Below are 24,983 nucleotides of genomic sequence, written 5' to 3' on the forward strand. Positions count from 1 at the left end.
AAAAATGTTTTCAGACGGCCTTTCGTGTTAGAACAGATTGTCCATGTCGCCGCCGCTTTGCCGTTTGGCGGGCTTGTCGGCTTTGGGGACGAGGGTTTTTTCGCCGGCGGGTTTGTTCACAGGCTCTAAGGCGCGTTCGCCGGGGCGGGTTTTGTTGACCGGTTCGAGCACGGTTTCCTGCGGCGTGAGTTTTTCCGCTTTGGGCAGCTCTTCCTTGGGCTTGGCCTTCGCTTTGGGTTTGGCGGGGGCGGCGGCTTCGGAGGCGGCTTCTTCCAGCGCGGCGTCGGCGGCGTCCTGCGGCCGCTGCGGCACCAGCGGGTTGCCGTTGGCGGGCGGCGGCGCGCCGTTGGGCGAGAGCACTTCGATTTTGTCCGCTTTGGGTTCGGCGGGGGCGGGCGGCTGCTGCGGCGGGCGTTGCAGCTCGAGCCAGACGTTGATCAGCAGCGCGGCCACGGCCACGGCCAGCAGGAAGACGAATGCCCACAATAGTTTGCCGGCGGTGAGAAAGCCTTTTTTCTTTTCGGACGGTGTGTTTGCTTGGCTCATGTTGTTGTGTTTATTTCTGCGGGGTGTAGGTTTGGTAGAGGGTGATGACTTTCTGCACGCCGGCGGTGGTGCTAACTTTCTGCGTTACCGCCGCCTGCTCTTCGGGGGTGAGGATGCCCATGACGTAGGTAACGCCGTCGTAGGTTACGATTTTGACGCGGCCGGGGTACACGCCGCTTGCGCCGAGTATCATGGTTTTCACTTTGGCGGTGCTCCATGTGTCGGCGGAGATGTTGCCCAGCGAACGCGCCTGCGGGTTGACTTCGATGTAGTTGTACACTGCCTGCGCCGACTGCTCGGAGCGGGCGACCTGTTCGACAAACTGCCGCTCGCTTTCGTTGGCCACTTTGCCCAGCAGCAGGATGTGGCGGTTGTAGCTGACCACGCTGAGCTTGGGCGTGAAGCCGTCGGCGGGGCTGTTTTGTTTCAGGTAGGAGGATGCGGTGTTTTTCACGCGCAGCTCGATGATTTGGTCGTCGGCCTGCGCGCCGGTGGTGCGCCGGTCGATAACGGACGACGTGCCCGCCGCCGCGCCGCCGATAACGGCTGCGGCGCAGCCGCCCAAGAGCAGGGCGGCGAGGGCGGCGGTGGAGAGGGTTTTGAGCGTGTTGCGGTTCATGTTCGTATCCTTTCGCGGCGGCCGTCGGGCGGCAAAAAACGGGAAATCCAAAGCGGCGCGTATTGTAGCGGGTATTGCCCGCCCTGCGTAGGGGGCGGCTTGCGCGGCGGCGTTTTGCGACGCAAGGCCGCGTTTGGATTTTCAGACGGCCTTATGATATAAGGCCGTCTGAATTTTTTACCGACACGGGAATGTTTAATATGCATACACAGGATTTAAGCGGCAAAACCGCATTGGTAACCGGCTCGTCGCGCGGCATCGGCGCGGCGATTGCCGACACGCTGGCCGCCGCCGGCGCGAAAGTCATCGGCACGGCGACAAGCGAAAACGGCGCGGCCGCCATCGGCAGCCGTTTGGCGCAATGGGGCGGCGAAGGCCGCGTGCTCGATTCCGCCGCGCCCGACACCATCGAAAACCTGATTGCCGACATCGAAAAATCGTTCGGCAAACTGGACATTCTGGTCAACAACGCCGGCATCACGCGCGACAACCTGTTGATGCGCATGAAAGAAGAGGAGTGGGACGAGATTATGCAGGTCAACCTCAAATCCGTGTTCCGCGCCTGCAAAACCGCGCTGCGCGGCATGATGAAACAGCGCGCCGGCCGCATCATCAACATCACCTCGGTGGTCGGCGTGATGGGCAACGCGGGGCAGACCAACTACGCCGCCGCCAAAGCGGGCTTAATCGGTTTTTCCAAATCGCTGGCGCGCGAAGCGGGCAGCAGAGGCATCACCGTCAACTGCGTCGCCCCGGGCTTTATCGACACCGACATGACCCGCGCCCTGCCCGAAGAAACCCGCAAAATGTTTGAAGCGCAAACCTCGCTGGGACGTTTCGGCGACGCGCAGGACATCGCCGACGCGGTATTGTTCCTCGCTTCCGAGCAGGCCGGATACATCACCGGCCAGACGCTGCATGTGAACGGCGGGATGCTGATGCCGTAGGGGGTAGGGCGGCAAACGTTGAGGCCGTCTGAAAACCGTATTTTCGTTTTTCAGACGGCCTTATTGTTTTCCGCCGCGCCGAACCTGCCGTAGGGTGTGTCGCCCCCAGGCGACGCACGCGGTTTTTTGGGTGGGTGGCAAGATTAAGAGGCCGTCTGAAAACCGCATTTCGGGTTTTCAGACGGCCTGTTTGTTATGGCACGCGGATCAGCTTACGGTTTCCACCGGGCCGTGGTCGTCGCAGTGGCCGTTGTGGACGTGGTGCAGGCGGCCGTTGACCAGGTAGTCCACGTGGTCGCCGTGCGGCACGGCTTCGTGGCCGCAGCCTGCGCCGTGGACGTGGCTGCCGCAGGTGTCTACGGGGTGGCAGCCGTCGGCGTTGGTTTCGCTCACTTCGATGACGTGTTCGTCGTAGTGGCCGTTGTGCTCGTGGTGCAGATGGCCGTCGTGCAGGTAGTCGGTGTGGCCGTTGTGGCGGATGGCGGTGTGGCCGCAGCCTGCGCCGTGGACATGGGTGTGGTGTTCGTGGGTGTTGCAGTTGCTCATGGCGTTTCCTTTCTTGGAAAAAACAGGTTGTCGATGGCGGCCATTATAGGCGCATTTGCGGCGATTGCAAGCATAAGTTGATGTTTTTAAAGTTTTTATTATAGTGTAACAGTTACGGTATAGCAGCCTTGCCGTGGCATGAGGCCGTCTGAAAGCCTATAATCGCGCGTTTTTTCCCGCCGCCTCCCTCCGCATGTCCGCCGTAAAAATCCAAACCCGTTCCATAGACCAAACTGCCTGCCACACTTTAATCCAATCCGGCGCAGACCCGCTCACTGCCCGCCTGTGCGCCGCACGCGGCGTGGTTTCCCCGGGCGAACTCGACGACAAACTCGCCGCGCTTTTGCCCTACCAAACGCTGACAAACTGCGAAGCCGCTGCTTCCCGCCTCGCCGACGCGGTTCAAAAAAAAGAAAAAATCCTCATCGTGGCCGACTACGATGCCGACGGCGCAACCGCATGTTCCGTGGGCATGGCCGGTTTGGGCGCGATGGGCGCGGCGGTGGATTTTCTTGTGCCCAACCGCTTCGAGCACGGCTACGGCCTTACCCCCGAGCTGGCCGAAATCGCCGCCGCGCAGGGTGTGGATTTGCTAGTAACGGTGGATAACGGCATTGCCAGCATTGCGGGCGTGGCGCGGGCGCAGGCTTTGGGGCTGGACGTAATCGTTACCGACCACCATCTGCCCGCCGACGAAGTACCCAACTGCATTATTGTGAACCCCAACCAGCGCGGTTGTGGCTTTGCCAGCAAAAGCCTGGCGGGCGTGGGCGTGATTTTTTATGTATTGATGGCCTTGCGTGCCGAACTGCGCTGGCGCAATTATTTTTCAGACGGCCTCAAAGAGCCGAATCTGGGCGAGCTTTTGGATTTGGTGGCACTGGGCACGGTGGCCGACGTGGTGCCGCTCGACCACAACAACCGCATTCTCGTCTCGCAGGGTTTGAAACGGATGCGCTCGGGCAAAATGCGCCCCGGCATCCGCGCTCTCTTCGACGTGGCGCGGCGCGACTGGAAAAAAGCGCAGCCTTTCGACATGGGCTTTGCACTGGGCCCGCGCATTAACGCGGCGGGGCGGCTCGACGATATGTCGCTGGGCATCGCCTGCCTGCTCGCGCCAGGCGAGGCCGAAGCGCAAACGCTGGCCGAACAGCTCAACGGCCTGAACATCGAACGCCGCGAAATCGAACAATCTATGCTGCAAGACGCGCTCAACGCCTTTCCCGACACCCTGCCCGACGGACAAACCACCCTCGTGGCCTACCGCGACGATTTCCATCAGGGCGTGGTGGGCATCGTCGCCAGCCGTCTGAAAGACCGCTTTTACCGCCCCGCCATCGTGTTCGCCCCCGCCGACAACGGCGAAGTGCGCGGCTCGGGGCGTTCCATTCCCAATCTGCACCTGCGCGACGCGCTCGATTTGGTTTCCAAACGCCACCCGAATCTGATTTTGAAATTCGGCGGACACGCGATGGCGGCCGGTTTGAGCATACTCGAACACAACATCCCCGCCTTTCAGACGGCCTTTGAAGAGGCCGTGCGCGAAATGGTGCGCGAAGAAGACTTGTCGCAAACCTTCATCACCGACGGCAGCCTCGCCGCAGGCGACATCACGCTCGAACAGGCGCAAAACCTCGCCCGCCAAGTGTGGGGCCAAGGCTTCGCCCCGCCCAGCTTCACCGACCTGTTCCGCGTCGTGCGCCAGCAGAGTTTGGGCGCGGAGGGCAAACACAAAAAAGCATGGCTGCAAAAAGACGGCTGTGAATTTGAAGCGATGTTTTGGCGGTGCAGCGAAGACATCCCCGAATACATCCGCACCGTGTACCGCCCTGTTGCCAACGAATGGCGCAACAACCTTGAATTGCAGCTTTATATCGATTATTGGGAAGCGGTGTAACGTTGGCTGAAAGGCCGTCTGAAAAAGTGTAAAAACGTATGGACTACCAAGTAAAAACCTTTGACGAACTGACCACCCGCCAGCTGCACGCCATCTACCGCGCCCGCACCGCCGTGTTCGTGGTCGAGCAAAACTGCCCGTATCAGGAAGTGGACGGCAAAGACTTGGCCGCGCTGCATATTTTCGCCGAACAGGACGGCGAAATCGCCGCCTACTGCCGCCTGATCCCCGCCGCCGACGGCGTGCATCTCGGGCGCGTGCTGGTGGCGCGGCCTTACCGCGCACAAAAACTCGGCCGCGAACTGGTGGCTTTCGCCCTCGAATGCGCCACCCGCCGCTTTCCCGGCCAAAACCTGCACGCGCAGGCGCAAAGCCATTTGCAGAAATTCTACGCATCCTTCGGCTTTCGTGCCGTGTCCGACAGCTATCTCGAAGACGGCATCCCGCATATTGATATGACCAAAGAGGCCGTCTGAAAAGGCAGTTTCAACGAAGTTAAAAACGCTTTTTCAGACGGCCTCTGCCGCGATCCGAACCATGAAACCCGCACTCCTCTTCCTGCTGGTTGCCGCGCTGGGCAACTGCTGCTACCACCTCGGCCAGAAGTCGCTGCATCTCGGCGGCAACCCCATGCTGCTGCTCGCGCTTTACTACACCTTTGCGCTGGCACTCGCCCTGGCCGCCGCCCCGTTTTTCGGCGCGGTAAAGTTTTCAGACGGCCTCATCAGCACCCTGGCCAATCCGCGCGTGTGGCTGGTGTCGCTGGGCACCGTGATGATCGAACTCGGTTTCCTCATGGCCTACCGCAGCGGCGGATCGGCGCAGTGGGCGGGCGTGGCCGTGAACGGCACCGCCGCGCTGCTCTTGATTCCCGCCAGCCTGATACTGTTCAAAGAAGCCTTTTCCTGGCAGAAAATGCTTGGCATCGCCCTGACGCTGGCAGGAATCTGGTTTCTCGCCAAAGACTGAAAACAAAAGTGCCGCGCACGATCTGCCGCGTCCGGCCAAATAGTTGCCCCGCGATGTTGCGCCGCCCGAGTGCAAACCCTATCATGCCGCCCCGAACCCCGCTTGGAGAAAGCCCATGAAACTGCCCGTACTGTTCGTCGGCAACGGCAACCCGCTCAACGCCGTGCGCAGCACCGCCCACACCGAAGAATGGCGCAACATCGGCGACGAGCTGCTGGGCGAATACGAAGGCGAAATCGAAGCCGTGCTGTGCGTTTCGCCCAACTGGGTCAGCGAAGGCACGCGCGTAACCGCCGCCGTGCAGCCCGCCACTCTGCACGATTTTTCCGGCTTCCCGAGCGAATTGGAGCAAACCGAATACCCCGCCCCCGGCAGCCCCGAAACCGCCGAACGCGTCTGCGAACTGCTCGGCGCAGAGGCCGACCCGGCGCGCGGCATCGACCACGGCGTGTGGGCGGTGCTTAAACACCTCATCCCCGACGCGTCCGTCCCCGTCGTCCAACTCAGCCTCGACTCGCGCCTCGACGCGCAGGGGCACTACGACCTCGCCGCCCGCCTCGCCCCTCTGCGCAAAGAAGGCGTGCTCATCGCCGCCACCGGCAATACCGTCTCCAACCTCCCGCTGCACGACTGGCAGCACCCCGACCAAACCGGCCGCGCCTACCCCTGGGCCGACCTCGCCCGCGAACTCATCAACAAATGGATAACCGCCCGCCGCCTCGACCGCCTGCTCGACGAAGCCCACTACCCCATCGCCGTGCGCCAGGCACTGCACCTGCGGCAGAACTTCTACCCCATGCTCTACCCGCTGGCCGCCGCCGGCGCGAAAGAGCCGGTGGAGTTTTTCAACGACGAAATCGTCGGCAAATCCGTGTCCATGACCTCCTTCGTTATCGGCTTTCTTTGAGGCCGCCTGAAAGCGCGGCTTCGGCGCATCAGGTAGGGTGTGTCGCCCCAAGGCGGCGCACGCGTTCTCTGCCGCATAACGGCGGAGGCCGTCTGAAAGCGCAGTCCAAACAGCAAAACAGATTTTCAGACGGCCTCCAAGCCGTTTTTACGCAAACCCCCGTTTCGCAAACCAAACGCAAACAGACCCTAACGGGCGCGCCGCTATAATCCGCCGTCTTGAAGCAACCACACCACGAAACACCGCTATGAAACTGTTTTACCTCCCTGTTTTCACCGCCCTTGTTTCCCTCTCCCTTCCCGCGCAGGCCGCCACCTATGTGTGCGGCAGCGGCGAAAACACCAGCTATTCCAGCGAAAAAACCGACCCCTCCTGCCGCGAATCGCAGCGCGCGCCCGCCGCCAAAGCGGAAAAAACCGACAAGGCCGACATCTGGGCCGATTCGTTTTTCGACGACCTCACCGTCCTGCCACCCGCCGCGCAAAACACCGCCGCCAACAAAGCCGAGCCGCCGAAAATGACGGTGAAACTGCGCCACAGCCCGCAGCAGGCCGCCGTGAAAACCGCCGCCCCGGCCAAAGCCCCCGTCCGCGCTGCCGCGCCCATCTATGCCGCCGTGAAACCCAGGCTCACGCGCGACCAAATCCTGCAAAAGGAAATCAGCAGCGAACGCGCCGCGCTGGTGCGCACCAAAGGCCAGCTCGAAGCCGCGCTCAAACAGGGCGGCAACGCCGCCCACCTGCAACGCGCCGTGGCCGACCGCGAGGCCAACATCCGCGCCATCGAACGCGAACTGAAAAAGTTTTAAACGCCCGCGCCGGTATGCGCAGAGGCCGTCTGAAAAACTGTGTAACACGGTTTTCAGACGGCCTTTTTCCTGCCGCGCCGCCCTGAATAGTCCAGCAAAATCAGGTATAATCCGCCCCTTTCGCGCCGCCTGCGCCGCCCGTTTCCCACACGGCTTTTCAGACGGCCTCTTCACAGCAAAACAACGGTAAAAACGAATATGGCAGAGCAAAAACACGAAGAATACGGTGCCGACAGCATTCAGGTGCTCGAAGGCTTGGAAGCGGTACGCAAACGCCCCGGCATGTACATCGGCGACACGCAGGACGGCAGCGGCCTGCACCACATGGTGTTTGAAGTGCTCGACAACGCCATCGACGAAGCACTGGCGGGACATTGCGACAAAATCAACGTTACCATCCATGCCGACAATTCCGTGAGCGTGTCCGACAACGGGCGCGGCATGCCCACCGGCATCCACCCCAAAGAAGGCATTTCCGCCGCCGAAGTCATCATGACCATCCTTCACGCGGGCGGCAAATTCGACAACAACAGCTACAAAATCTCCGGCGGCCTGCACGGCGTGGGCGTGTCGGTGGTGAACGCGCTTTCCGACTGGGTAACGCTCACCATTTACCGCGACGGCAAAGAACATTTCGTGCGCTTCATACGCGGCGCGTCGGAAAAACCGCTGGCCGTGGTCGGCGATTCCGACAAAAAAGGCACCACTGTGCGCTTTCTCGCCAGCGAGGAAACTTTCGGCAATGTGGAATACAGTTTCGACATCCTCGCCAAACGCATCCGCGAACTTTCTTTCCTGAACAACGGCGTGGACATTGAATTGACCGACGAGCGCGACGGCAAACACGAAAGCTTCGCCCTCTCCGGCGGCGTGGCCGGCTTCGTGCAATACATGAACCGCAAAAAAACGCCGCTGCACGAAAAAATCTTCTACGCATTCGGCGAAAAAGACGGCATGAGCGTCGAATGTGCGATGCAGTGGAACGACAGCTATCAGGAAAGCGTGCAGTGCTTCACCAACAACATCCCGCAGCGCGACGGCGGTACGCACTTGACCGCATTGCGCCAAGTGATGACGCGTACCATCAACAGCTACATCGAAGCCAACGAAGTGGCCAAAAAAGCCAAAGTTGAAACCGCCGGCGACGATATGCGCGAAGGTTTGACCTGCGTGTTGTCCGTCAAACTGCCCGACCCCAAATTCTCGTCCCAAACCAAAGACAAACTGGTTTCCAGCGAAATCGGCCCCGTCGTCAACGAAGTCATCAACCGCGCCCTCACCGACTTTCTCGAAGAAAACCCCGCCGAAGCCAAAATCATCACCGGCAAAATCGTCGATGCCGCCCGCGCGCGCGAAGCTGCCCGCAAAGCCCGCGAAATCACCCGCCGCAAAGGCGTGATGGACGGCTTGGGACTGCCCGGCAAACTCGCCGACTGCCAAGAAAAAGACCCTGCCTTGTCAGAGCTTTATCTGGTCGAGGGTGATTCCGCAGGCGGTTCTGCCAAACAAGGCCGCGACCGTAAATTCCAAGCCATTTTGCCGCTCAAAGGTAAAATCTTGAACGTAGAAAAAGCCCGCTTCGAGAAAATGCTTGCCAGCCAGGAAGTTGCCACCCTGATTACCGCGCTGGGCGCAGGCATCGGCAAAGAAGAGTTCAACCCCGAAAAACTGCGTTACCACCGCATCATCATCATGACCGATGCCGATGTGGACGGCGCGCACATCCGCACCCTGCTCTTAACATTCTTCTACCGCCAGATGCCCGAGCTGGTCGAGCGCGGCTACATCTACATCGCCCAGCCGCCCCTTTACAAAGCCAAATACGGCAAACAAGAGCGTTACCTCAAAGACGAATTTGAAAAAGACCAATGGCTGCTCGGCCTTGCCCTGGAAAAAGCCAAAATCGTTTCAGACGGCCGCACCATCGAAGGCGAACTGTTTGCCGCCGCCGCCAAACAGTTCCTGCTCGCCAAAAGCGTGATCGAACAGGAAAGCCGCGTGATTGACGACTTGGTCTTGAAAGCCATGCTCTATGCCGCGCCCATTGATTTATCGGGTGAAGACAGCACAGCCCAAGCCATCGCCGAACTCTCCGCCCTGCTGGACGAAAAAGAAGTCGCCCTCGAACAGGTCGAAGGCAGCGAAGGCGGCCACTTTATCAAAATCACCCGCAAACTGCACGGCAATGTGATGGTGAGTTACATCGAGCCGAAGTTCCTCAACAGCAAAGCCTACCAAACCATCACCCAAACCGCCGCCGCGCTCAAAGGGCTGGTCGGCAGCAATGCCAAACTCTACAAAGGCGACAACGAGTACGACATCAGCAGTTTTGAAGACGCGCTGGAAATCCTGCTGCAAACCGCCCAAAAAGGCATGGCCATCCAACGCTACAAAGGCTTGGGCGAAATGAACCCCGAGCAGCTTTGGGAAACCACCATGGATCCCGCCGTGCGCCGCCTGTTGAAAGTGCGCATCGAAGACGCGATTGCCGCCGACGAAGTGTTCGTTACCCTGATGGGCGACGAAGTCGAACCCCGCCGCGCCTTTATCGAAAACAACGCACTGATCGCGCAGAACATCGACGCGTAAAACCCGTTTAAAGGAAAAACCATGGGCTACCCGCAACAGGTGATAGACAACATCCTCAACCTGCCCGCCGACAAACGCTGCCTGCACGCGCTGAAAAACATTGCCGAGGCGGAAACGCTGTATGTGCTGGCCGACGACGAAGGCGAATGCCGTTTCTGGGCGGACGAGGGCGAAGAGGCCACCTTCCTCCCCGTGTGGCCGGAGCAGGAATTTGCCGAAATGATGAAATCCGAGGGCGAATCGGTGTGGGAATTTGCGCTGGAAGAATTCTTGCGGGACAGCGTGCCGTGGCTGATGGAAGAGGGCTGCGGCATCAGCGTCTTCCCCGTGGCCGCCCACCCCGAAAGCGTGGTGATGCCCGCCGTCGAATTTGCCGCCCGCGTCAATCGGATTCTGGACGAAAGCTACGGCGAGGCACTGGATTTGCCGTATCTGTAAACCCGTCTGTTTTGCCATACAGAGGCCGTCTGAAAACCCGTTTTCAGACGGCCTCTGTTATCATCGCCCCTTTTTCACACCGCCTTCGCAACATGAACATCACCCAAATCCTCGCCGCCGAACTCTCCGCCGCCCCCGCCCAAATCGAAGCCGCCGTCTCCCTGCTCGACGACGGCGCAACCGTACCCTTTATCGCCCGCTACCGCAAAGAAGCCACCGGCGGCTTGGACGACACGCAGCTCCGTACCCTCGCCGAACGCCTGCAATACCTGCGCGAGCTGCAAGAGCGCAAAGCCGCCGTGTTAAAAAGCATTGAAGAACAAGGCAAACTTTCAGACGACCTTAAAGCCAAAATCGAAGCCGCCGACAACAAAACCGCGCTCGAAGACCTCTACCTGCCCTACAAACCCAAACGCCGTACCAAAGCCCAAGCCGCCCGCGAACACGGTTTGCAGCCGCTGGCCGATCTGCTTTTGGCCGAACAGCCGCAGGATGTCGAAACCGCCGCCGCGCCCTATCTCAACGAAAACGTACCCGACACCAAAGCCGCGCTCGACGGCGCACGCGCCATTTTGATGGAACAGTTTGCCGAAGATGCCGCCCTCATCGGCCGTTTACGCGAAAAGCTGTGGAACGAAGCCGAAGTCCACGCCCAAGTGGTGGCGGGCGAAGAAGCCAAAGGCGAAAAATTCAAAGACTATTTCGACCACCGCGAACCCGTGCGCACCATGCCCGGCCACCGCGCCCTCGCCGTTTTGCGCGGCCGCAACGAAGGCGTGCTGCACATCGCGCTCAAATACCAAGCCGACGACACGCCGATTACCCAGCAAAGCGAATACGAACAGCTTATCGCCACGCAGTTTACCGTTTCAGACGGCCATAACTGGCTGCGCGACACCGTGCGCCTTGCGTGGCGGGCAAAAATCTTCCTCTCGCTCGAACTGGAAGCCTTAGGCCGTCTGAAAGAAGCCGCCGACAGCGACGCGATTAACGTGTTCGCCCGCAACCTCAAAGACTTACTGCTCGCCGCCCCCGCCGGCCGCCTGCCCACGCTCGGCCTCGACCCCGGCTACCGCAACGGCGTGAAATGCGCCGTCGTCAGCGACACCGGCAAACTTTTAGACACCGCCATCGTCTATCTGCACCAAGAAAACGCCATGCTCGCCGCCCTCTCGCGCCTGATTAAAGCGCACGGCGTGAAACTCATCGCCATCGGCAACGGCACGGCCAGCCGCGAAACCGACAAAATCGCCGCCGAACTGGTGCGCGGGCTGCCTGAAATGGGCCTGCACAAAATCGTCGTTTCCGAAGCGGGCGCGTCCGTCTACTCCGCCTCCGAACTCGCCGCCCGCGAGTTTCCCGACCTCGATGTCGCCCTGCGCGGCGCGGTTTCCATCGCACGCCGCCTGCAAGACCCGCTGGCCGAGCTCGTCAAAATCGACCCCAAATCCATCGGTGTCGGCCAATACCAGCACGATGTCAACCAAAGCCAGCTCGCCAAATCGCTGGACGCGGTGGTGGAAGACTGCGTAAACGCCGTGGGCGTGGACGTAAACACCGCCTCCGCCCCCCTGCTCGCCCGCATTTCCGGCTTAAATCAAACCATTGCGCAAAATATCGTTGCCTACCGCGACGAACACGGCGCGTTCGCCAACCGCAAACAGTTGAAAAAAGTGCCCCGCCTCGGCGAAAAAACCTTCGAGCAGGCCGCCGGCTTTTTGCGCATCAACGGCGGCAGCGAACCGCTCGACGCATCCGCCGTCCACCCCGAAGCCTATCCCGTGGTCGCCAAAATGCTCGCCCAGCAAAACATCACCGCCGCCGAGCTCATCGGCAACCGCGAAAAAATCCAACACATCCGCGCCGCCGATTTCACCGACGAGCGTTTCGGCCTGCCCACCATTTTGGACATTTTGGCGGAACTGGAAAAACCCGGCCGCGACCCGCGCGGCGAGTTTCAGACGGCCTCATTCGCCGAAGGCATACACGAAATCAAATATTTACAAATCGGCATGATTTTAGAAGGCGTGGTCTCCAACGTCGCCAACTTCGGCGCATTCGTGGACATCGGCGTACATCAAGACGGCTTGGTACACATCTCCGCCCTGTCCGACCGTTTCGTGCAAGACCCGCGCGAAATCGTCAAAGCCGGCGACGTGGTGAAAGTGAAAGTGCTGGAAGTCGATGCCGAACGCAAACGCATCGCCCTCACCATGCGCCTTTCAGACGACCCCGCATCAGGCGCGGCAGGCAAAAGGCCGTCTGAACACCGCGACGCGCGTTCCGCCAACCGAAGCGGTATGAAAAACGGCAAACCCCAACGCGAGCGGGCGCCGCAGAATAGTGCGATGGCCGATGCGTTGGCGAAGTTGAAAAAATAGATTTTCAGGCTGCCTGAAACCAAGCTCGGCGCAGCAAACCAGAAAGCACATCATGGCCGGCAACACGCTTATTCTCTACACCACCCAAGACGGCGCAGCGCAATTCGTTTTGCGCGAACTCGGCGGGCAGCTTTGGCTGACGCAGGCGGAAATCGCCGCGCTGTATCAGACTACCGTGTCCAATATCAACAAACATATCAAGGCGATATTGGCAGAGAACGAACTCCCCGAACGGGCAACTATTGAGTATTACTCAATAGTTCAAACCGAGGGCGGCAGGGAAATCCGCCGCGAAGTCGCACACTACGCCCTGCCGATGATTATCGCCATCGGCTACCGCGTCCGCTCCACGCGCGGCACGCAGTTCCGCCAGTGGGCGACGCGCACGCTGGGCGGGTATCTGCAAAAGGGTTTTGCCATTGACGATGAACGCCTGAAAAATCCGCCTGTCGGCACAGTCGCCGCGCCCGATTATTTCGATGAATTGCTGGAGCGCATCCGCGACATCCGCGCCAGCGAAAAGCGCGTTTATCTGCGTGTGCGTGAGATTTTCGCGCTGGCGGCGGATTACCAACCGAGTTTCAAAGACACCACGCGCTTTTTCCAAATCATTCAAAACAAGCTGCATTTTGCCTGCACGGGGCAGACCGCCGCCGAGTTGGTTTACCGCCGCGCCGACGCATCGCAGCCCTTGATGGGCTTGACCCACACCGCCACTACAGGCGTGGTACGCAAATCCGACATCAAAACGGCGAAAAATTATCTGCGCCAAGACGAAATCAGCGAGTTGAACCGCATCGTTACCATGTGGCTGGATTTTGCCGAAGACCAGGCCAAGCGCAAAAAACAAATCTTTCTGCACGACTGGCAGGAAAAGCTGGATCAATTTTTGCAGTTCAACGACCGCAAAGTATTGCAAGATTCAGGAAAAATCAGCAAGAAACAGGCAGACGAAAAAGCCGCCGCCGAATACGAACGCTATGCCGCCGCGCAACGCGCCATCAAAGAACAGCAGGGCGAGAGTGATATTGCCGAATTGCTGGCTTTGAGCCGCCGCAAACCGCAGTAAAAGCAGCCTGAAAACCCTTTCAGGCTGCCTTTCCCCTATCCCGACACTATCCAAAGGCAAGACCATGGAAAACACCAATTTCATTCCCAACCGCCTGCTCGCCGACACCCCGCCCAGCGAGTCCTTGCAGCCTGAAAAAAGCACCGCCACCCCGCCGCTGCTGTTCAGCCGCGAGCTGATGAGCGAATTGGGCATTGATAAAAACCACTGCGGTATTTTCAGCGTGCACGACGAAGCCATAAAGCCGACGCTGGACGGGCGTTGTGAATTGCTGGTTGATTTCTCCGATAACAAACTCACCGACGGCGGCATCTACGCCCTGCAAATCGGCAGCCGCTCCCTTGTCCGCCGCGTAAAACTGCTGCTGCGCCAAATCATTCTGGCCTGCGACAATCCAGAATACCCCGATATGGTTGTTGAAGGCGAAGACCTGAACCGGCTGAAAGTCATCGGCCGCGTGCGCTATATCGGGCAGCGCGTGTAGGGCAAAAACACAGAGGCCGTCTGAAAACCCGTTTTTCGGTTTTTCAGACGGCCTCTGTGTCTTTTTCAGACGCGGGCGGCGTTCAGCGGCAGGCTTCGATGCATTCGCGCACGAGTTCGGGGCCGCGGTAGACCATGCCGCTGTAAAGCTGGACGGCGGTTGCGCCCAGGCGCAGTTTTTCCGCCGCGTCGCTGCCGGACAGGATACCGCCTGCGCCGATGATGGGGCGTTTGCCGTCGAGGTGTCCGGCCAGCAGCTTTAAGACGCGGTTGCTTTTTTCGCGCACGGGTTCGCCCGATAGGCCGCCGGCTTCGGCGGCGAGCGGGTGGCTGCCGAGGGCGGTTTTGTCGGTGGTGGTGTTGGTGGCGATGATGCCGTCCATTTCGGTTTGGATGACGACGCGGGCGATGTCTTCGATTTGCGCGTCGTCGAGGTCGGGGGCGATTTTGACGGCGAGGGGGACGTATCTGCCGTGTTCGGCGGCAAGCTGCGCCTGTTTGTTTTTCAGGGCGGTCAGGAGCGCGGTGAGTTCGTCGCCGCCTTGCAGGTCGCGCAGGTTTTTGGTGTTGGGCGAGGAGATGTTGACGGTGATGTAGCCGGCGTGGGGATAGGCTTTTTCGAGGCAGGCGAGGTAGTCGGCGGCGGCGTTTTCGATGGGGGTTACGGCGTTTTTGCCGATGTTGATGCCGAGTATGCCTTTGTAGCGGCTTTTTTCGATGTTGGCGGTGAGGGCGTCGATGCCGTGGTTGTTGAAACCCATGCGGTTGACGATGGCGCGGTGTTCGGGCAGGCGGAACAGGCGCGGTTGGGGGTTGCCGCTTTGGGGCAGGGGGGTTACGGTGCCCACTTCGATGAAGCCGAAGCCCAGCGCGGCCAGCGCGTCGATGTATTCGCCGTTTTTGTCGAGGCCGGCGGCGAGGCCGACGGGGTTGGGCAGGGTGAGACCCATAAGCTCGGTGGGGCGGGTGTCGCGTTCGACGGCGGGGAGTATGCCGCAGCAGGCGGCGGTTTTGAGGGCGGTGAGGGCGAGGTGGTGGGCTTTTTCGGGGTCGAGGCAGAAGACGAGGGGGCGGAGCAGGGAGTACATGGTTTGAGGCTGTCTGAAAAGGGAAAAACGGGCGGATTCTACCTGAAATCCGCCCGTTCGGTTTGGTGCGTCCGAGTGTCAGCAGACTCTAAAACCCCCGGCCTTCGGCGGCGAGGAATTTCAGCTCTTCGGGTGTGCTTTCGCGTCCCAAAACGGCGTTGCGGTGGGGGTAGCGGCCGAAGCGGTCGATGACGGCCTGGTGTTTGAGCTCGAAATCCAGCGGTGCGCCGGGGGCGTATTGTTTGAATACGCCGACGGCGTGGGCGTGCAGCTCCGCGCTTTCGCTGTGCATAAAGGGCATCAGCATGAATTGGCGTTCTTCGGGGGTCATGGCGGCGAAGCCGGGGCGGGTGATGGCTTCCTGCGCCAGACACAGGGCGGCCAAGTCCTGCGCGTAGGCCTGCGGGCTGTTGCGGAACAGGTTGCGGGAAAACTGGTCGAGGATGATGATTTCGGCCAGCCGCCCCTGCATGGTTTTGCGCCAGCCGTGCAGCGTGCCGGCGGCTGCGCGCTGCCAGAGCGGATAAAAGAGCATGTGCACTTTTTCGTCGAAGGCGGGGTTTTTGGCGAACCAGTGGGGACGGTTTTCTTCGGCAAACCAGAATGCCAGTACGTCTTGCGTTTCCATGTCGGTCTCCTTTTTTCAGACGGCCTCAATACACTTTCAAGAGTTCCACTTCAAACACCAGCGTGGCGTTGGGCGGAATCACGCCGCCCGCACCGCGTGCGCCGTAGCCCATTTCGGGCGGGATGGTGAGGACGCGTTTGCCGCCTTCCTTCATGCCCGCGAAGCCTTCGTCCCAGCCGCGTATCACCTGGCCTGCGCCGAGTTTGAACTCGAAAGGCTCGCCCCGGTCGAGGCTGGAATCGAATTTGCCGCCGTCGGCGAGGCGGCCGGTGTAGTGGACGGCGATGCGGCGGCCTTTTTCGGCGGTTGCGCCGCTGCCGGTTCGGATGTCTTCAATGATGAGGCTCATGGTGTGCTCCTTCAAACGGTGTGGGAAAGGGGAAGAGGCCGTCTGAAAAACGGGATGCCGCGTTTTCAGACGGCCTCTGTGTCATATGCGCCCGTATTGTACAGGGTTTGGCGTTTTTTCAAAGCGATGAGGATTGAGGCCGTCTGAAAAGTATTTTTCAGACGGCCTTTTTTGTTTTACCTGCGTTGAAGCCGTGTTTTCAGACGGCCTCCAATTTGGCAAAGCCGGTGTCCAGCTCTTTGATGCCCTGTTTGCCGAAATTAATCGTCAGCCGTGCCGAGCCGCCTTTGTCGGCCGCGTCGATGATCACACCGGTGCCGAATTTGGCGTGGCGCACGTTTTGGCCGATGCGGAAACCGCCGTAGCTTTGGGCGGGTTGGTAGGTGTCGGCGGCGGGGATGTCGCTGCGGCGCGGTTTGTCGGCGAACGTGGTTGCGGTTTTGTGCGGCGAAAGAAAGTGCAGCACTTCGGGCGGGATTTCTTCGACAAAGCGCGAGGGCACGCCGAACTGGGTCTGCCCGTGCAGCATACGCTGTTGCGCCATGCTGATGTAGAGGCGTTTGCGGGCGCGGGTGATGGCCACATACATCAGGCGGCGTTCTTCCTGCAAGCCGCCGCGCTCGGCCAGCGAAAGCTCGCTGGGGAAGCGGCCTTCTTCCATGCCGGTGAGGAACACGGTGTCAAATTCCAAGCCTTTGGCGGCGTGCACGGTCATCAGCTGCACCGCGTCTTCGCCTTCGCCCGCCTGGTTTTCGCCCGATTCGAGCGCGGCGTTGCTTAAAAAGGCGAGAATCGGAAAGGCGGGGTCGGCGGCGGCGTTTTCGGGCAGGATTTCAAAATTGCTCTCTTCGGGTTTGAACGCGATGGCGGCATTGACGAGTTCGTCGAGGTTGTCCAAACGGTCTTGGTGGTCGCCTTTTTGCGTTTGGTAATACTCGACCAAACCGCTGTCGCGCACAATGCCCGACATGATTTCGGCCAGCGGCATTTGGCCGACTTGGGTGCGCAGGTTTTCGATCAGGCGCACGAAGGCGGCCACTTTCGCGGCTTTCGCACCGGCGGCGCAGGCGGCCTGCCACAGCGACACGCCGGTTTCGGCAGAGGCCGTCTGAAGGTTTTCGATGGTGCGCGCGCCGATACCGCGCGGCGGCATATTGATCACGCGCAAGAGGGCGTTGTCGTCGTCGGGGTTGACGGCAAGGCGCAGATAGGCCAGCGCGTGTTTGATTTCCTGCCGCTCGTAAAAGCGCAGGCCGCCGTAGATTTTGTAGGGCAGGCCGCTGCGGAACAGGGCTTGTTCGATCACGCGCGATTGGGCGTTGCTGCGGTAGAGCACGGCGGTTTCGTTGAGGGATTTGCCCTCGCGCTGCAAGGATTTGGTTTCTTCAATCACAAACTGCGCTTCGTCAAAATCGGACGGGGCGGAGAAAAAGCGGATTTTGTCGCCCGCTTCGGCATCGGTGCGCAGGTTTTTGCCCAAACGCTCGTCGTTGTTTTCAATCACGGCGTTGGCGGCGGCGAGAATGTTGCCGACCGAGCGGTAGTTTTGTTCGAGCTTCACCGGTTCGCTGATGTGAAACTCGTTCATCAGGGCGGCCATATTGCCGACGTGTGCGCCGCGAAAACGGTAGATGCTCTGGTCGTCGTCGCCCACGGCAAACACGGCGGCATTCCCGCCCGCCATCAGTTTCAGCCACGCATATTGCAGTTTGTTGGTGTCTTGAAACTCGTCAACCAAAATATGGTTGAAACGGTTTTGATAATGGCGGCGCAGCATTTCGTTGTTCTGCAACAGCTCGTAGCTGCGCAACATCAGTTCGGCAAAATCGACCACGCCCTCGCGCTGGCAGACTTTGTCGTATTCGGCGTAGCACTCGATCAGGCGGCGCGTGTGCGGGTCGGGGGCTTCGATAGCATTTGCCCGCAGGCCGCTTTCCTTTTGCGCGTTGATAAAGCCCTGCAAAGTACGCGGCGCGATGATTTCTTCGGCGATGTTGAGGGTTTTCAGCAGGCGTTTGATCAGCGAGAGCTGGTCGCCGCTGTCGAGAATCTGAAACGAGGCGGGCAGACCCGCGTCGCGGTGGTGCAGGCGCAGAAAGCGGTGGCACAGGCCGTGGAACGTGCCCAGCCACATCGCGCGGATGTTCACCGGAATCATCGCGCCCAAACGAGTCTGCATTTCTTTGGCCGCCTTGTTGGTAAACGTAACCGCCATAATGCTGTGCACACTCGCCTGCGAGCTTTGCAAAAGCCACGCGATGCGCGTGGTCAGCACCCGCGTTTTGCCGCTGCCCGCGCCCGCCAGCACCAGCGCGGATTGCGGCGGCCAGGTTACGGCGGCAAGCTGTTCGGGGTTCAAACCCTGCAACAGGGCGGATGATGGGGATTCGGTGGAGAACATGGTGAGGCCGTCTGAAAAAGCGTAAAGGCGGCATTTTAACGGATTAGGCCGTCTGAAAATCCGTTTTACAGCTTCGGGCTGCGTCGAAGCCGAGGTTTCAGACGGCCTCTGCCGTGTGTAGGGTGTGTGGCGTAAGCCACGCACGCGGTTTGGGCTTTTGGGGAAGGGTGTGGATTTGTTGGGCGGCAGAAAGCGCGTGCGTGGCTTGCGCCACACACCCTACCTTGGGTTCGGCATGGGCTGAATGGAGAAGAGGCCGTCTGAAAAGTGTTTTTCAGACGGCCTCTTGGCTTGGCGCGGCTTATACGCGGTGGCGGTTGGCGGCGGCCAGCAGTTCGAGCAGCTCTTCGGTGGTGTCCCAGCCGATGCAGGCGTCGGTGATGCTTTGGCCGTAGGTTTCGGGTTTGTCCTGGCGGCCGGCGACGAGATGGCTTTCCACCATCACGCCGAGGATGTTGTCTTCGCCGTTGCGCAGCTGCGCGGCCACGTCGCGGGCGACTTCGATTTGGCGGTTGTGGTCTTTGCGGCTGTTGGCGTGGCTGCAATCGACCATCAGGCGGGTGGAGACGCCGGTTTTGGCAAGCTGGGCGGCGGCTTCTTTGACGAAGCGGCTTTCGTAGTTGGGCTCTTTGCCGCCGCGCAGGATGGCGTGGCAGTCGGGGTTGCCGGCAGTGTGGACGATGGCGGAATGCCCCGCTTTGGTAACGGACAAAAAGTGGTGCGGATGGCCGGCGGCGCCGATGGCGTCGATGGCAATTTTGAGGTTGCCGTCGGTGCCGTTTTTGAAGCCGACGGGGCAGGAGAGGCCGCTGGCCAGTTCGCGGTGCACCTGGCTTTCGGTGGTGCGCGCGCCGATTGCGCCCCAGGAGATGAGGTCGGCGTAGTATTGCGGCGTAATCATGTCGAGGAATTCGGTGGAGGCGGGGATGCCCATGTCGTTCAAGTCGAGCAGCAGGCGGCGCGCCTGGCGCAGGCCGTAGTTGATGTCGAAGCTGCCGTTGAGGAAGGGGTCGTTGATGAGACCCTTCCAGCCGACGGTGGTGCGCGGTTTTTCAAAATAGACGCGCATGACGATCAGCAGCTCTTTTTCGTACTGTTTTTTCAGCGGCAGCAGTTTTTGCGCGTATTCGAGGGCGGCTTTGGGGTCGTGGATGGAGCAGGGGCCGATGACGGCGAGCAGGCGGTTGCTGCGGCCGTGGATGATGTCGCCGATTTCGCGGCGGGTGCTTTCCACCAGCTCGGCGGCAGCGTCGCCGACGGGCAGTTCGTAGAGGTGGGCGAGGGGGGGGAGGAGTTCGTCGATGCCGCTGATGCGGGTGTCGTCGGTTTTGCCGAGGCGGATCATGGTGGTGGCTCTGTTGTTGTGTTTGTAAAGGCGGCAAGGATAGCGGCGGCGGCGGTGCTTGGCAAGGGTTGCTGGGTGGTTTTCGGCTATAAAATTGCTTCGTTTTGCCGTTTTGGCTTTTTTTGTTATTTTTTTGGCTGTTTTATGTGGTTTTGCGGCATTTTGTGCTTTTGATGCATGAAGAGAGGCCGTCTGAAAACGTCCAAACGCCATTTTCAGACGGCCTCCGGCTTTCAACGAACCCTAGTCCGCGCCTTCGAGCAGGCGGTTGAGCAACGGGGCGGCCAAAAGCAGCAGCAGGCCGCAGGCCGCGCCGATATAGAACAGCAGCAGGTAGAAGTCGGCCTCGCCCGTGCCCAGGCCGATGCGCGCGAGCAGGTGCGCCATTCCGGCGGCGGATTCGGGGTGGTGGAACTTGTCGAACAGCAGGCCGCCGAGGGTGAAGCCCAGCGAGAAGGCGAGGAAGTTGAGGGCGACCATCTGCGTTTTGAACGCGGCCGGGGCGATTTTGGTGGCCAGCGACATGGCGATGGGCGAAATCAGCAATTCGCCCAGGGTGATGGCCAGCAGCACGAGGGCGAACACCGCCATCGGCATCGGCGTGCCGCTGTGGATAAAGGGCAGGAAGATGAGGTAGGACGCGCCGGTAACGATAAGGGCGAGGGCGAATTTGAGCGGCGTTTTCGGCTGGCGCGCGCCCATTTTCGTCCACATGGCGGCCATCATGCCGGAAAACAGCACCACCCACATGCCCTGCACCGAGTCTTTCCACGACACGGGCACGGTGAAGCCGAAAATATCGCGGTTGACCGTTTCGGCGAAATACACCGTTACCGAGGTGTACACCTGAAACCACACCGCCCAAAACACGCACACGGCCAGAAACAGCGGGATGTAGGCGGCGATGTGGCGTTTTTTCCGCGCCGCGATGCGCGTGCTGCCCAGCAGGCGGGCGAAGTAGCCCAGGGCGGCGAGGATGACGCAGGCGAGCAGCACCTGCGGGAAATTGAGGATGTTCAGACGGCCTGTCGCCGCCGCGATGCCGATTGCGATTGCAATGGCGGCCAGCGCGGCGAAAAAGTATTTGTACTGCGATGCGGGCAGCGGATGCGGCGGCGGCGTGTGCGGCAGGGTTTTGCGGCCGAAGGAATAGAGCCACAAGCCTACCGCCATGCCCACCGCCGCCGCGCCGAAGCCGTAGTGGAAACCGATTTTGTCCTGCAACAGGCCGGTAACCAGCGGGCCGAAAAACGCGCCGATGTTGATGGAAATGTAGAAAATGGAAAAACCCGCGTCGCGCAGCGGGCGCAACTCGTCGCTTTCGTACAGCGAGCCGACCATCGAGCTGGCCGAGGATTTCACCCCGCCGCTGCCCAGCGCGATCAGCACCAGCCCGCACAACAGCCCGCCGATGCCGGGCACGAGCGCGAGCACGATGTGGCCGCACATCACCACAATGCCCGACACGAACAGCGTTTTTTCCGCCCCCGCGATGCGGTCGGCCACCCACGCGCCGAACACGGTGGAGAGATAAACCGTGCCGCTGTACGCGCCGACGATGCCGCCCGCGAGCGACTTGTCGATGCCCAGCCCGCCTTTGGCGGTTTCGTAATAGAGATAGAGCAGCAGGATGCCTTGCAGGCCGTAGAAGGAAAAACGTTCCCACAATTCGATGTGGAACAGGGTGGAAAGCTGGATAGGATGGCCGAAAAAGGTCTTCGGCGCAGAGGTTTGGGTCATGGGTTCTCCGTGGCGTTGTTTTTCTGTTTGCGGCCGTCTGAAAGCGCAGCTTCGGCGCAGCCCAAAGCGGCCGTTTTTATTTTTAAACCTTTGCGGCGGTTTTGTCAAAACGTGCAAAGGTTTGAGGCCGTCTGAAAACGCAGTTTCGGCGAAACCGAAAACCCTATCCCGTCATTCCCGCACAGGCGGAAATCTTTTCTGCCACTTGGCAATTCATGAAGAAACAATTATTTGAGTATATTCACCAAGATTCCCGCCAGTACTCCTTCGGAGCATAAACGCGGGAATGACGGCATTTTTTGATTTTCAGACGGCCTTTTGCCCGAGGGTGATTCTGTCCAGCCCCGCGAGGTCGGGCAGGGTGCTGATGTTTTGCCAGCCGGCGGCGGCGAAGATGCTGCGGGCGGCCGCGCCCTGGTTGCAGCCGTGTTCGACGATGAGATAACCGCCGCCGCGCAGGCGGTGTGCCGCGCCGTGGGCGAGGGTGCGGATGCAGGTGAGGCCGTCTGAAAAGTCGGTGAGGGCGTGTTGTGGCTCGAAGCGCAGGTCGCCTTGGTGCAGGTGGGGATCGTCCACTTCGATGTAGGGCGGGTTGGAAACGATCAAATCGAAATCCGCCGCTTCGGACGGGGGCAGGGCGGCGAACCAGGAGCCGCAGGCGAAGCGCACGGCGGCGCGGTGGGCGGCGGCGTTTTGCGCGGCCAGCGCGAGGGCGGCGGGGCTGATGTCGGAGGCGGACACGTGCGCGTCGGGGCGTTCGCAGGCGAGGGTTACGGCGATTGCGCCGCTGCCGGTGCCCAAGTCCCATACGCGGCCGCCTGCGCTCAGGCGGGCAAGGGCGGCTTCGACGAGGTGTTCGGTTTCGGGGCGGGGGATGAGGACGGCGGGGGAGACGGTGAAGCGGCGGCCGTAGAATTCGCGCTCGCCGAGGATGTAGGCGGCGGGTTCGCCGGCGAGGCGGCGGTTTTCGAGGGCGGAGAGGGCGGCGGCGGTGTCGGGCGGCAGGGGCTCGCGGCTGCGGGTGATGAGTTGGGCGGGTGTCCAGCCGGTGGCGGCGCAGGCAAGCAGGCGGGCTTCGTTTTTGGGCAGGGGGGTGTGGCGCAGGTAGTCTTCGAGGGTCATGGGGTTGGGGGCGGGATGAGGCCGTCTGAAAAGCGGTATTAAAGCAGATGCGGCGCGTGAGGTAGGGTGTGTCGCTCCGAGGCGACGCACGCGTTCTCTGCCGTGCAACGGATTCTGTGTTTTCCAAAAATCCGAAACCGCGTGCGCGGTTTGCGCCACACACCCTACTTTGCTGTTTTATTTTTTCAGACGGCCTGTTGTGCGAATCGGGCGATGCGCTGGCGGATTTTGTCCGCGCTCAGGCCGAGTTGGTCGAGTAGGAGTTTGGGGTCGCCGTGCTCGGTTACGGTGTCGGGGATGCCGATGAGGAGGACGGGTTTCAGACGGCCTTTTGCCGCCAGCATCTCGAGCACCGCGCTGCCCGCGCCGCCGCAGACGGCGTTTTCTTCGGCGCAGACGAGGCAGTCGTGCGTGTCGGCAAGCTGCAAGACGAGTGCTTCGTCCAGCGGTTTGACAAAACGCATGTCGGCCACGGTGGCATCGAGGGTTTCGGCGGCTTCGAGGGCGGGCTGTACCATGCTGCCGAAGGCGAGGATTGCGATGCGTTTGCCCTGCCGGCGGAGGATGCCTTTGCCGACGGGCAGGGTATCGAGGCCGTCTGAAACCTGTGCGCCGCTGCCGGTGCCGCGCGGGTAGCGCACGGCGGCGGGGGTGTCGAGCGCGTAGCAGGTGGAGAGCAGCAGGCGGCATTCGTTTTCGTCGCTGGGGGCGGCGATGGTCATATTGGGCACGCAGCGCAGGAAGCTCAAATCGTACGCGCCCGCGTGGGTGGGGCCGTCCGCTCCGACGATGCCGGCGCGGTCGATGGCGAACAGTACGGGCAGGTTTTGCAGGGCGACGTCGTGCACAAGCTGGTCGTAGCCGCGCTGCAAAAAGGTGGAGTAGATGGCGACGACGGGTTTGACGCCTTCGCAGGCGAGGCCGGCGGCGAAGGTTACGGCGTGCTGCTCGGCGATGCCGACATCGAAATAGCGTTCGGGAAAGCGTTGCCCGAATTCGACCAGGCCGCTGCCTTCGCGCATGGCGGGGGTGATGGCGGCGAGGCGGGTGTCGGCCTCGGCCTGGTCGCACAGCCAGCGGCCGAAGATTTCGGTGTAGGTGGGGCGCGGCGCGGGCGGCGGGGCGGCGGGGTCGGCCGGGGCGGGGGTTTTGCCGATGGCGTGGTATTTGACGGGGTCGTTTTCGGCCAGTTTGTAGCCCTGGCCTTTTTTGGTGATGACGTGCAGGAGCTTGGGGCCTTTTTTGCGGCGCAGTTCGGCGAGGGTGTCGGCGAGTTGGACGACGTTGTGGCCGTCGGCCGGGCCGGTGTAGGCGAAGCCGAAGTTTTCAAACAGGGAGAGCGACTGGCGCACCAGCTCGCTTTCGCTGGCATAGGCTTTGATGGTTTCTTCGGCCTTTTGCGCGATTTCTTTGACGGCGGGCAGCTTGTCGAGCACGAAGGCGGACTGGCTTTTGATGTTGTGCAGCACGCCGCGCATGTCGCGCATCACGTTGCGGGCGAGGTATTTGGGCAGCGCGCCGACGTTGGGCGAGATGGACATTTCGTTGTCGTTTAGGATGACCAGAAGGTCGGTGTCGGCCATGTCGCCCGCGCAGTTGAGGGCTTCAAAGGCTTGTCCGGCGGTCATCGCGCCATCGCCGATAACGGCCACGCTGCGGGTGTCGCGCCCCATCAGGCGGTCGGCCTCGGCCATGCCCAAAGCCGCGCCGATGGAGGTGGAGGAGTGGCCGACGCCGAAGTCGTCATACTCGCTTTCGCTGCGCTTGGGAAAACCGGCCAGCCCGCCGAACTGGCGCAGGGTGTGCATTCTGCCGCGCCGTCCGGTGAGGATTTTGTGCGGGTAGCTCTGGTGGCCCACGTCCCACACCAGATGGTCGCGCGGGGTGTCGTACACGTAATGCAGGGCGACGGCCAGCTCCACCGCGCCGAGGTTGCTGGCGAAATGGCCGCCGGTTTTGCCCACCGATTCGAGCAGGAAGGCGCGCAGCTCGGCGCAAAGCTGCGGCAGTTGGGATTTGTCGAGCAGGCGCAGATCTTGCGGCAGATTGACGGCGTCCAGCAGGGGGGTTGGGTTCATGGCGGTTCTTTTCGTGGGATTTTTTTGATATTT

Annotated in this window: 22 protein-coding genes; 11 read left to right on the top strand and 11 right to left on the bottom strand. The window is 60.9% G+C overall.

Going from position 1 to position 24,983, the window contains the following annotated elements; genetic code table 11:
* Nucleotides 1-27 precede the first annotated feature (27 nt).
* Both H3L91_RS02015 and H3L91_RS02020 read right to left on the bottom strand, forming a co-directional pair.
* Entirely contained in the window at nucleotides 28-546 is a 519-nt protein-coding gene (locus H3L91_RS02015) for a hypothetical protein (RefSeq protein WP_007341777.1), read from the bottom strand.
* Nucleotides 547-556: 10 nt separating this feature from the next.
* Nucleotides 557-1,165, bottom strand: a complete 609-nt coding sequence (locus H3L91_RS02020) for a BON domain-containing protein (protein WP_007341778.1) — start codon at nucleotides 1,163-1,165, stop codon at nucleotides 557-559.
* Between the two features lie 200 nt (nucleotides 1,166-1,365).
* On the opposite strand from H3L91_RS02020, the gene fabG reads away from it, so the two are divergent.
* Complete coding sequence (fabG, locus tag H3L91_RS02025) at nucleotides 1,366-2,112, top strand: 3-oxoacyl-ACP reductase FabG (RefSeq protein WP_040658619.1); 747 nt, start codon at nucleotides 1,366-1,368, stop codon at nucleotides 2,110-2,112.
* Between the two features lie 207 nt (nucleotides 2,113-2,319).
* Here the strand turns inward: fabG and H3L91_RS02030 are convergent, their stop codons facing one another.
* On the bottom strand, nucleotides 2,320-2,658 hold the full coding sequence (locus tag H3L91_RS02030; protein WP_007341781.1) for a hypothetical protein: 339 nt from the start codon (nucleotides 2,656-2,658) through the stop codon (nucleotides 2,320-2,322).
* Nucleotides 2,659-2,851: 193 nt separating this feature from the next.
* Between H3L91_RS02030 and recJ the strand changes: the two genes are divergently transcribed.
* From recJ to H3L91_RS02080, 10 genes are all read left to right on the top strand, one after another.
* Nucleotides 2,852-4,555, top strand: coding sequence for a single-stranded-DNA-specific exonuclease RecJ (gene recJ, locus H3L91_RS02035; protein WP_007341782.1), 1,704 nt, complete (start codon nucleotides 2,852-2,854; stop codon nucleotides 4,553-4,555).
* 38 nt (nucleotides 4,556-4,593) lie between these two features.
* A complete protein-coding gene (locus tag H3L91_RS02040) occupies nucleotides 4,594-5,031 on the top strand; it encodes a GNAT family N-acetyltransferase (RefSeq protein ID WP_007341783.1) in 438 nt (145 codons plus the stop codon).
* Between the two features lie 61 nt (nucleotides 5,032-5,092).
* Nucleotides 5,093-5,524 (top strand): hypothetical protein, encoded by a 432-nt coding sequence (locus H3L91_RS02045; RefSeq protein ID WP_007341784.1) that lies wholly within the window; start codon nucleotides 5,093-5,095, stop codon nucleotides 5,522-5,524.
* A gap of 115 nt (nucleotides 5,525-5,639) precedes the next feature.
* Nucleotides 5,640-6,431 (top strand): dioxygenase family protein, encoded by a 792-nt coding sequence (locus H3L91_RS02050; protein WP_040658621.1) that lies wholly within the window; start codon nucleotides 5,640-5,642, stop codon nucleotides 6,429-6,431.
* A gap of 247 nt (nucleotides 6,432-6,678) precedes the next feature.
* The gene (locus H3L91_RS02055; protein ID WP_007341787.1) at nucleotides 6,679-7,239 is read left to right on the top strand and encodes a hypothetical protein; all 561 of its coding nucleotides are present in this window, start codon (nucleotides 6,679-6,681) and stop codon (nucleotides 7,237-7,239) included.
* Nucleotides 7,240-7,437: 198 nt separating this feature from the next.
* Nucleotides 7,438-9,828, top strand: a complete 2,391-nt coding sequence (gene gyrB, locus H3L91_RS02060) for a DNA topoisomerase (ATP-hydrolyzing) subunit B (protein WP_007341788.1) — start codon at nucleotides 7,438-7,440, stop codon at nucleotides 9,826-9,828.
* A gap of 21 nt (nucleotides 9,829-9,849) precedes the next feature.
* Entirely contained in the window at nucleotides 9,850-10,266 is a 417-nt protein-coding gene (locus H3L91_RS02065) for a DUF2750 domain-containing protein (RefSeq protein WP_007341789.1), read from the top strand.
* 92 nt (nucleotides 10,267-10,358) lie between these two features.
* Nucleotides 10,359-12,647 carry a Tex family protein gene (locus tag H3L91_RS02070; RefSeq protein ID WP_040658623.1) on the top strand — a complete coding sequence of 763 codons (2,289 nt, stop codon included), beginning with the start codon at nucleotides 10,359-10,361 and terminating at the stop codon, nucleotides 12,645-12,647.
* 52 nt (nucleotides 12,648-12,699) lie between these two features.
* Nucleotides 12,700-13,716: a virulence RhuM family protein gene (locus H3L91_RS02075; RefSeq protein WP_007341791.1), complete on the top strand. Its 1,017-nt coding sequence runs from the start codon at nucleotides 12,700-12,702 to the stop codon at nucleotides 13,714-13,716.
* 64 nt (nucleotides 13,717-13,780) lie between these two features.
* The gene (locus tag H3L91_RS02080; RefSeq protein WP_007341792.1) at nucleotides 13,781-14,200 is read left to right on the top strand and encodes a S24 family peptidase; all 420 of its coding nucleotides are present in this window, start codon (nucleotides 13,781-13,783) and stop codon (nucleotides 14,198-14,200) included.
* Nucleotides 14,201-14,282: 82 nt separating this feature from the next.
* Here the strand turns inward: H3L91_RS02080 and H3L91_RS02085 are convergent, their stop codons facing one another.
* From H3L91_RS02085 to dxs, 8 genes are all read right to left on the bottom strand, one after another.
* Complete coding sequence (locus H3L91_RS02085) at nucleotides 14,283-15,287, bottom strand: quinone-dependent dihydroorotate dehydrogenase (protein WP_007341793.1); 1,005 nt, start codon at nucleotides 15,285-15,287, stop codon at nucleotides 14,283-14,285.
* An 88-nt stretch (nucleotides 15,288-15,375) separates the two neighbouring features.
* Nucleotides 15,376-15,915 carry a DUF924 family protein gene (locus tag H3L91_RS02090; protein ID WP_007341794.1) on the bottom strand — a complete coding sequence of 180 codons (540 nt, stop codon included), beginning with the start codon at nucleotides 15,913-15,915 and terminating at the stop codon, nucleotides 15,376-15,378.
* A 25-nt stretch (nucleotides 15,916-15,940) separates the two neighbouring features.
* A complete protein-coding gene (locus H3L91_RS02095) occupies nucleotides 15,941-16,264 on the bottom strand; it encodes an FKBP-type peptidyl-prolyl cis-trans isomerase (protein ID WP_007341795.1) in 324 nt (107 codons plus the stop codon).
* A 199-nt stretch (nucleotides 16,265-16,463) separates the two neighbouring features.
* The gene (locus tag H3L91_RS02100) at nucleotides 16,464-18,665 is read right to left on the bottom strand and encodes a UvrD-helicase domain-containing protein (RefSeq protein ID WP_040658625.1); all 2,202 of its coding nucleotides are present in this window, start codon (nucleotides 18,663-18,665) and stop codon (nucleotides 16,464-16,466) included.
* 301 nt (nucleotides 18,666-18,966) lie between these two features.
* Nucleotides 18,967-20,010 carry a 3-deoxy-7-phosphoheptulonate synthase gene (locus tag H3L91_RS02105; protein ID WP_040658627.1) on the bottom strand — a complete coding sequence of 348 codons (1,044 nt, stop codon included), beginning with the start codon at nucleotides 20,008-20,010 and terminating at the stop codon, nucleotides 18,967-18,969.
* A gap of 243 nt (nucleotides 20,011-20,253) precedes the next feature.
* The gene (locus H3L91_RS02110; protein WP_040659318.1) at nucleotides 20,254-21,750 is read right to left on the bottom strand and encodes an oligopeptide:H+ symporter; all 1,497 of its coding nucleotides are present in this window, start codon (nucleotides 21,748-21,750) and stop codon (nucleotides 20,254-20,256) included.
* 306 nt (nucleotides 21,751-22,056) lie between these two features.
* Nucleotides 22,057-22,872: a peptide chain release factor N(5)-glutamine methyltransferase gene (gene prmC / locus H3L91_RS02115; RefSeq protein WP_007341800.1), complete on the bottom strand. Its 816-nt coding sequence runs from the start codon at nucleotides 22,870-22,872 to the stop codon at nucleotides 22,057-22,059.
* 185 nt (nucleotides 22,873-23,057) lie between these two features.
* Nucleotides 23,058-24,950, bottom strand: a complete 1,893-nt coding sequence (dxs, locus tag H3L91_RS02120; protein ID WP_007341801.1) for a 1-deoxy-D-xylulose-5-phosphate synthase — start codon at nucleotides 24,948-24,950, stop codon at nucleotides 23,058-23,060.
* Between the last annotated feature and the right edge of the window lie 33 nt (nucleotides 24,951-24,983).

This window comes from Neisseria bacilliformis (assembly GCF_014055025.1).
Taxonomy (GTDB): Bacteria; Pseudomonadota; Gammaproteobacteria; order Burkholderiales; family Neisseriaceae; genus Neisseria; species Neisseria bacilliformis.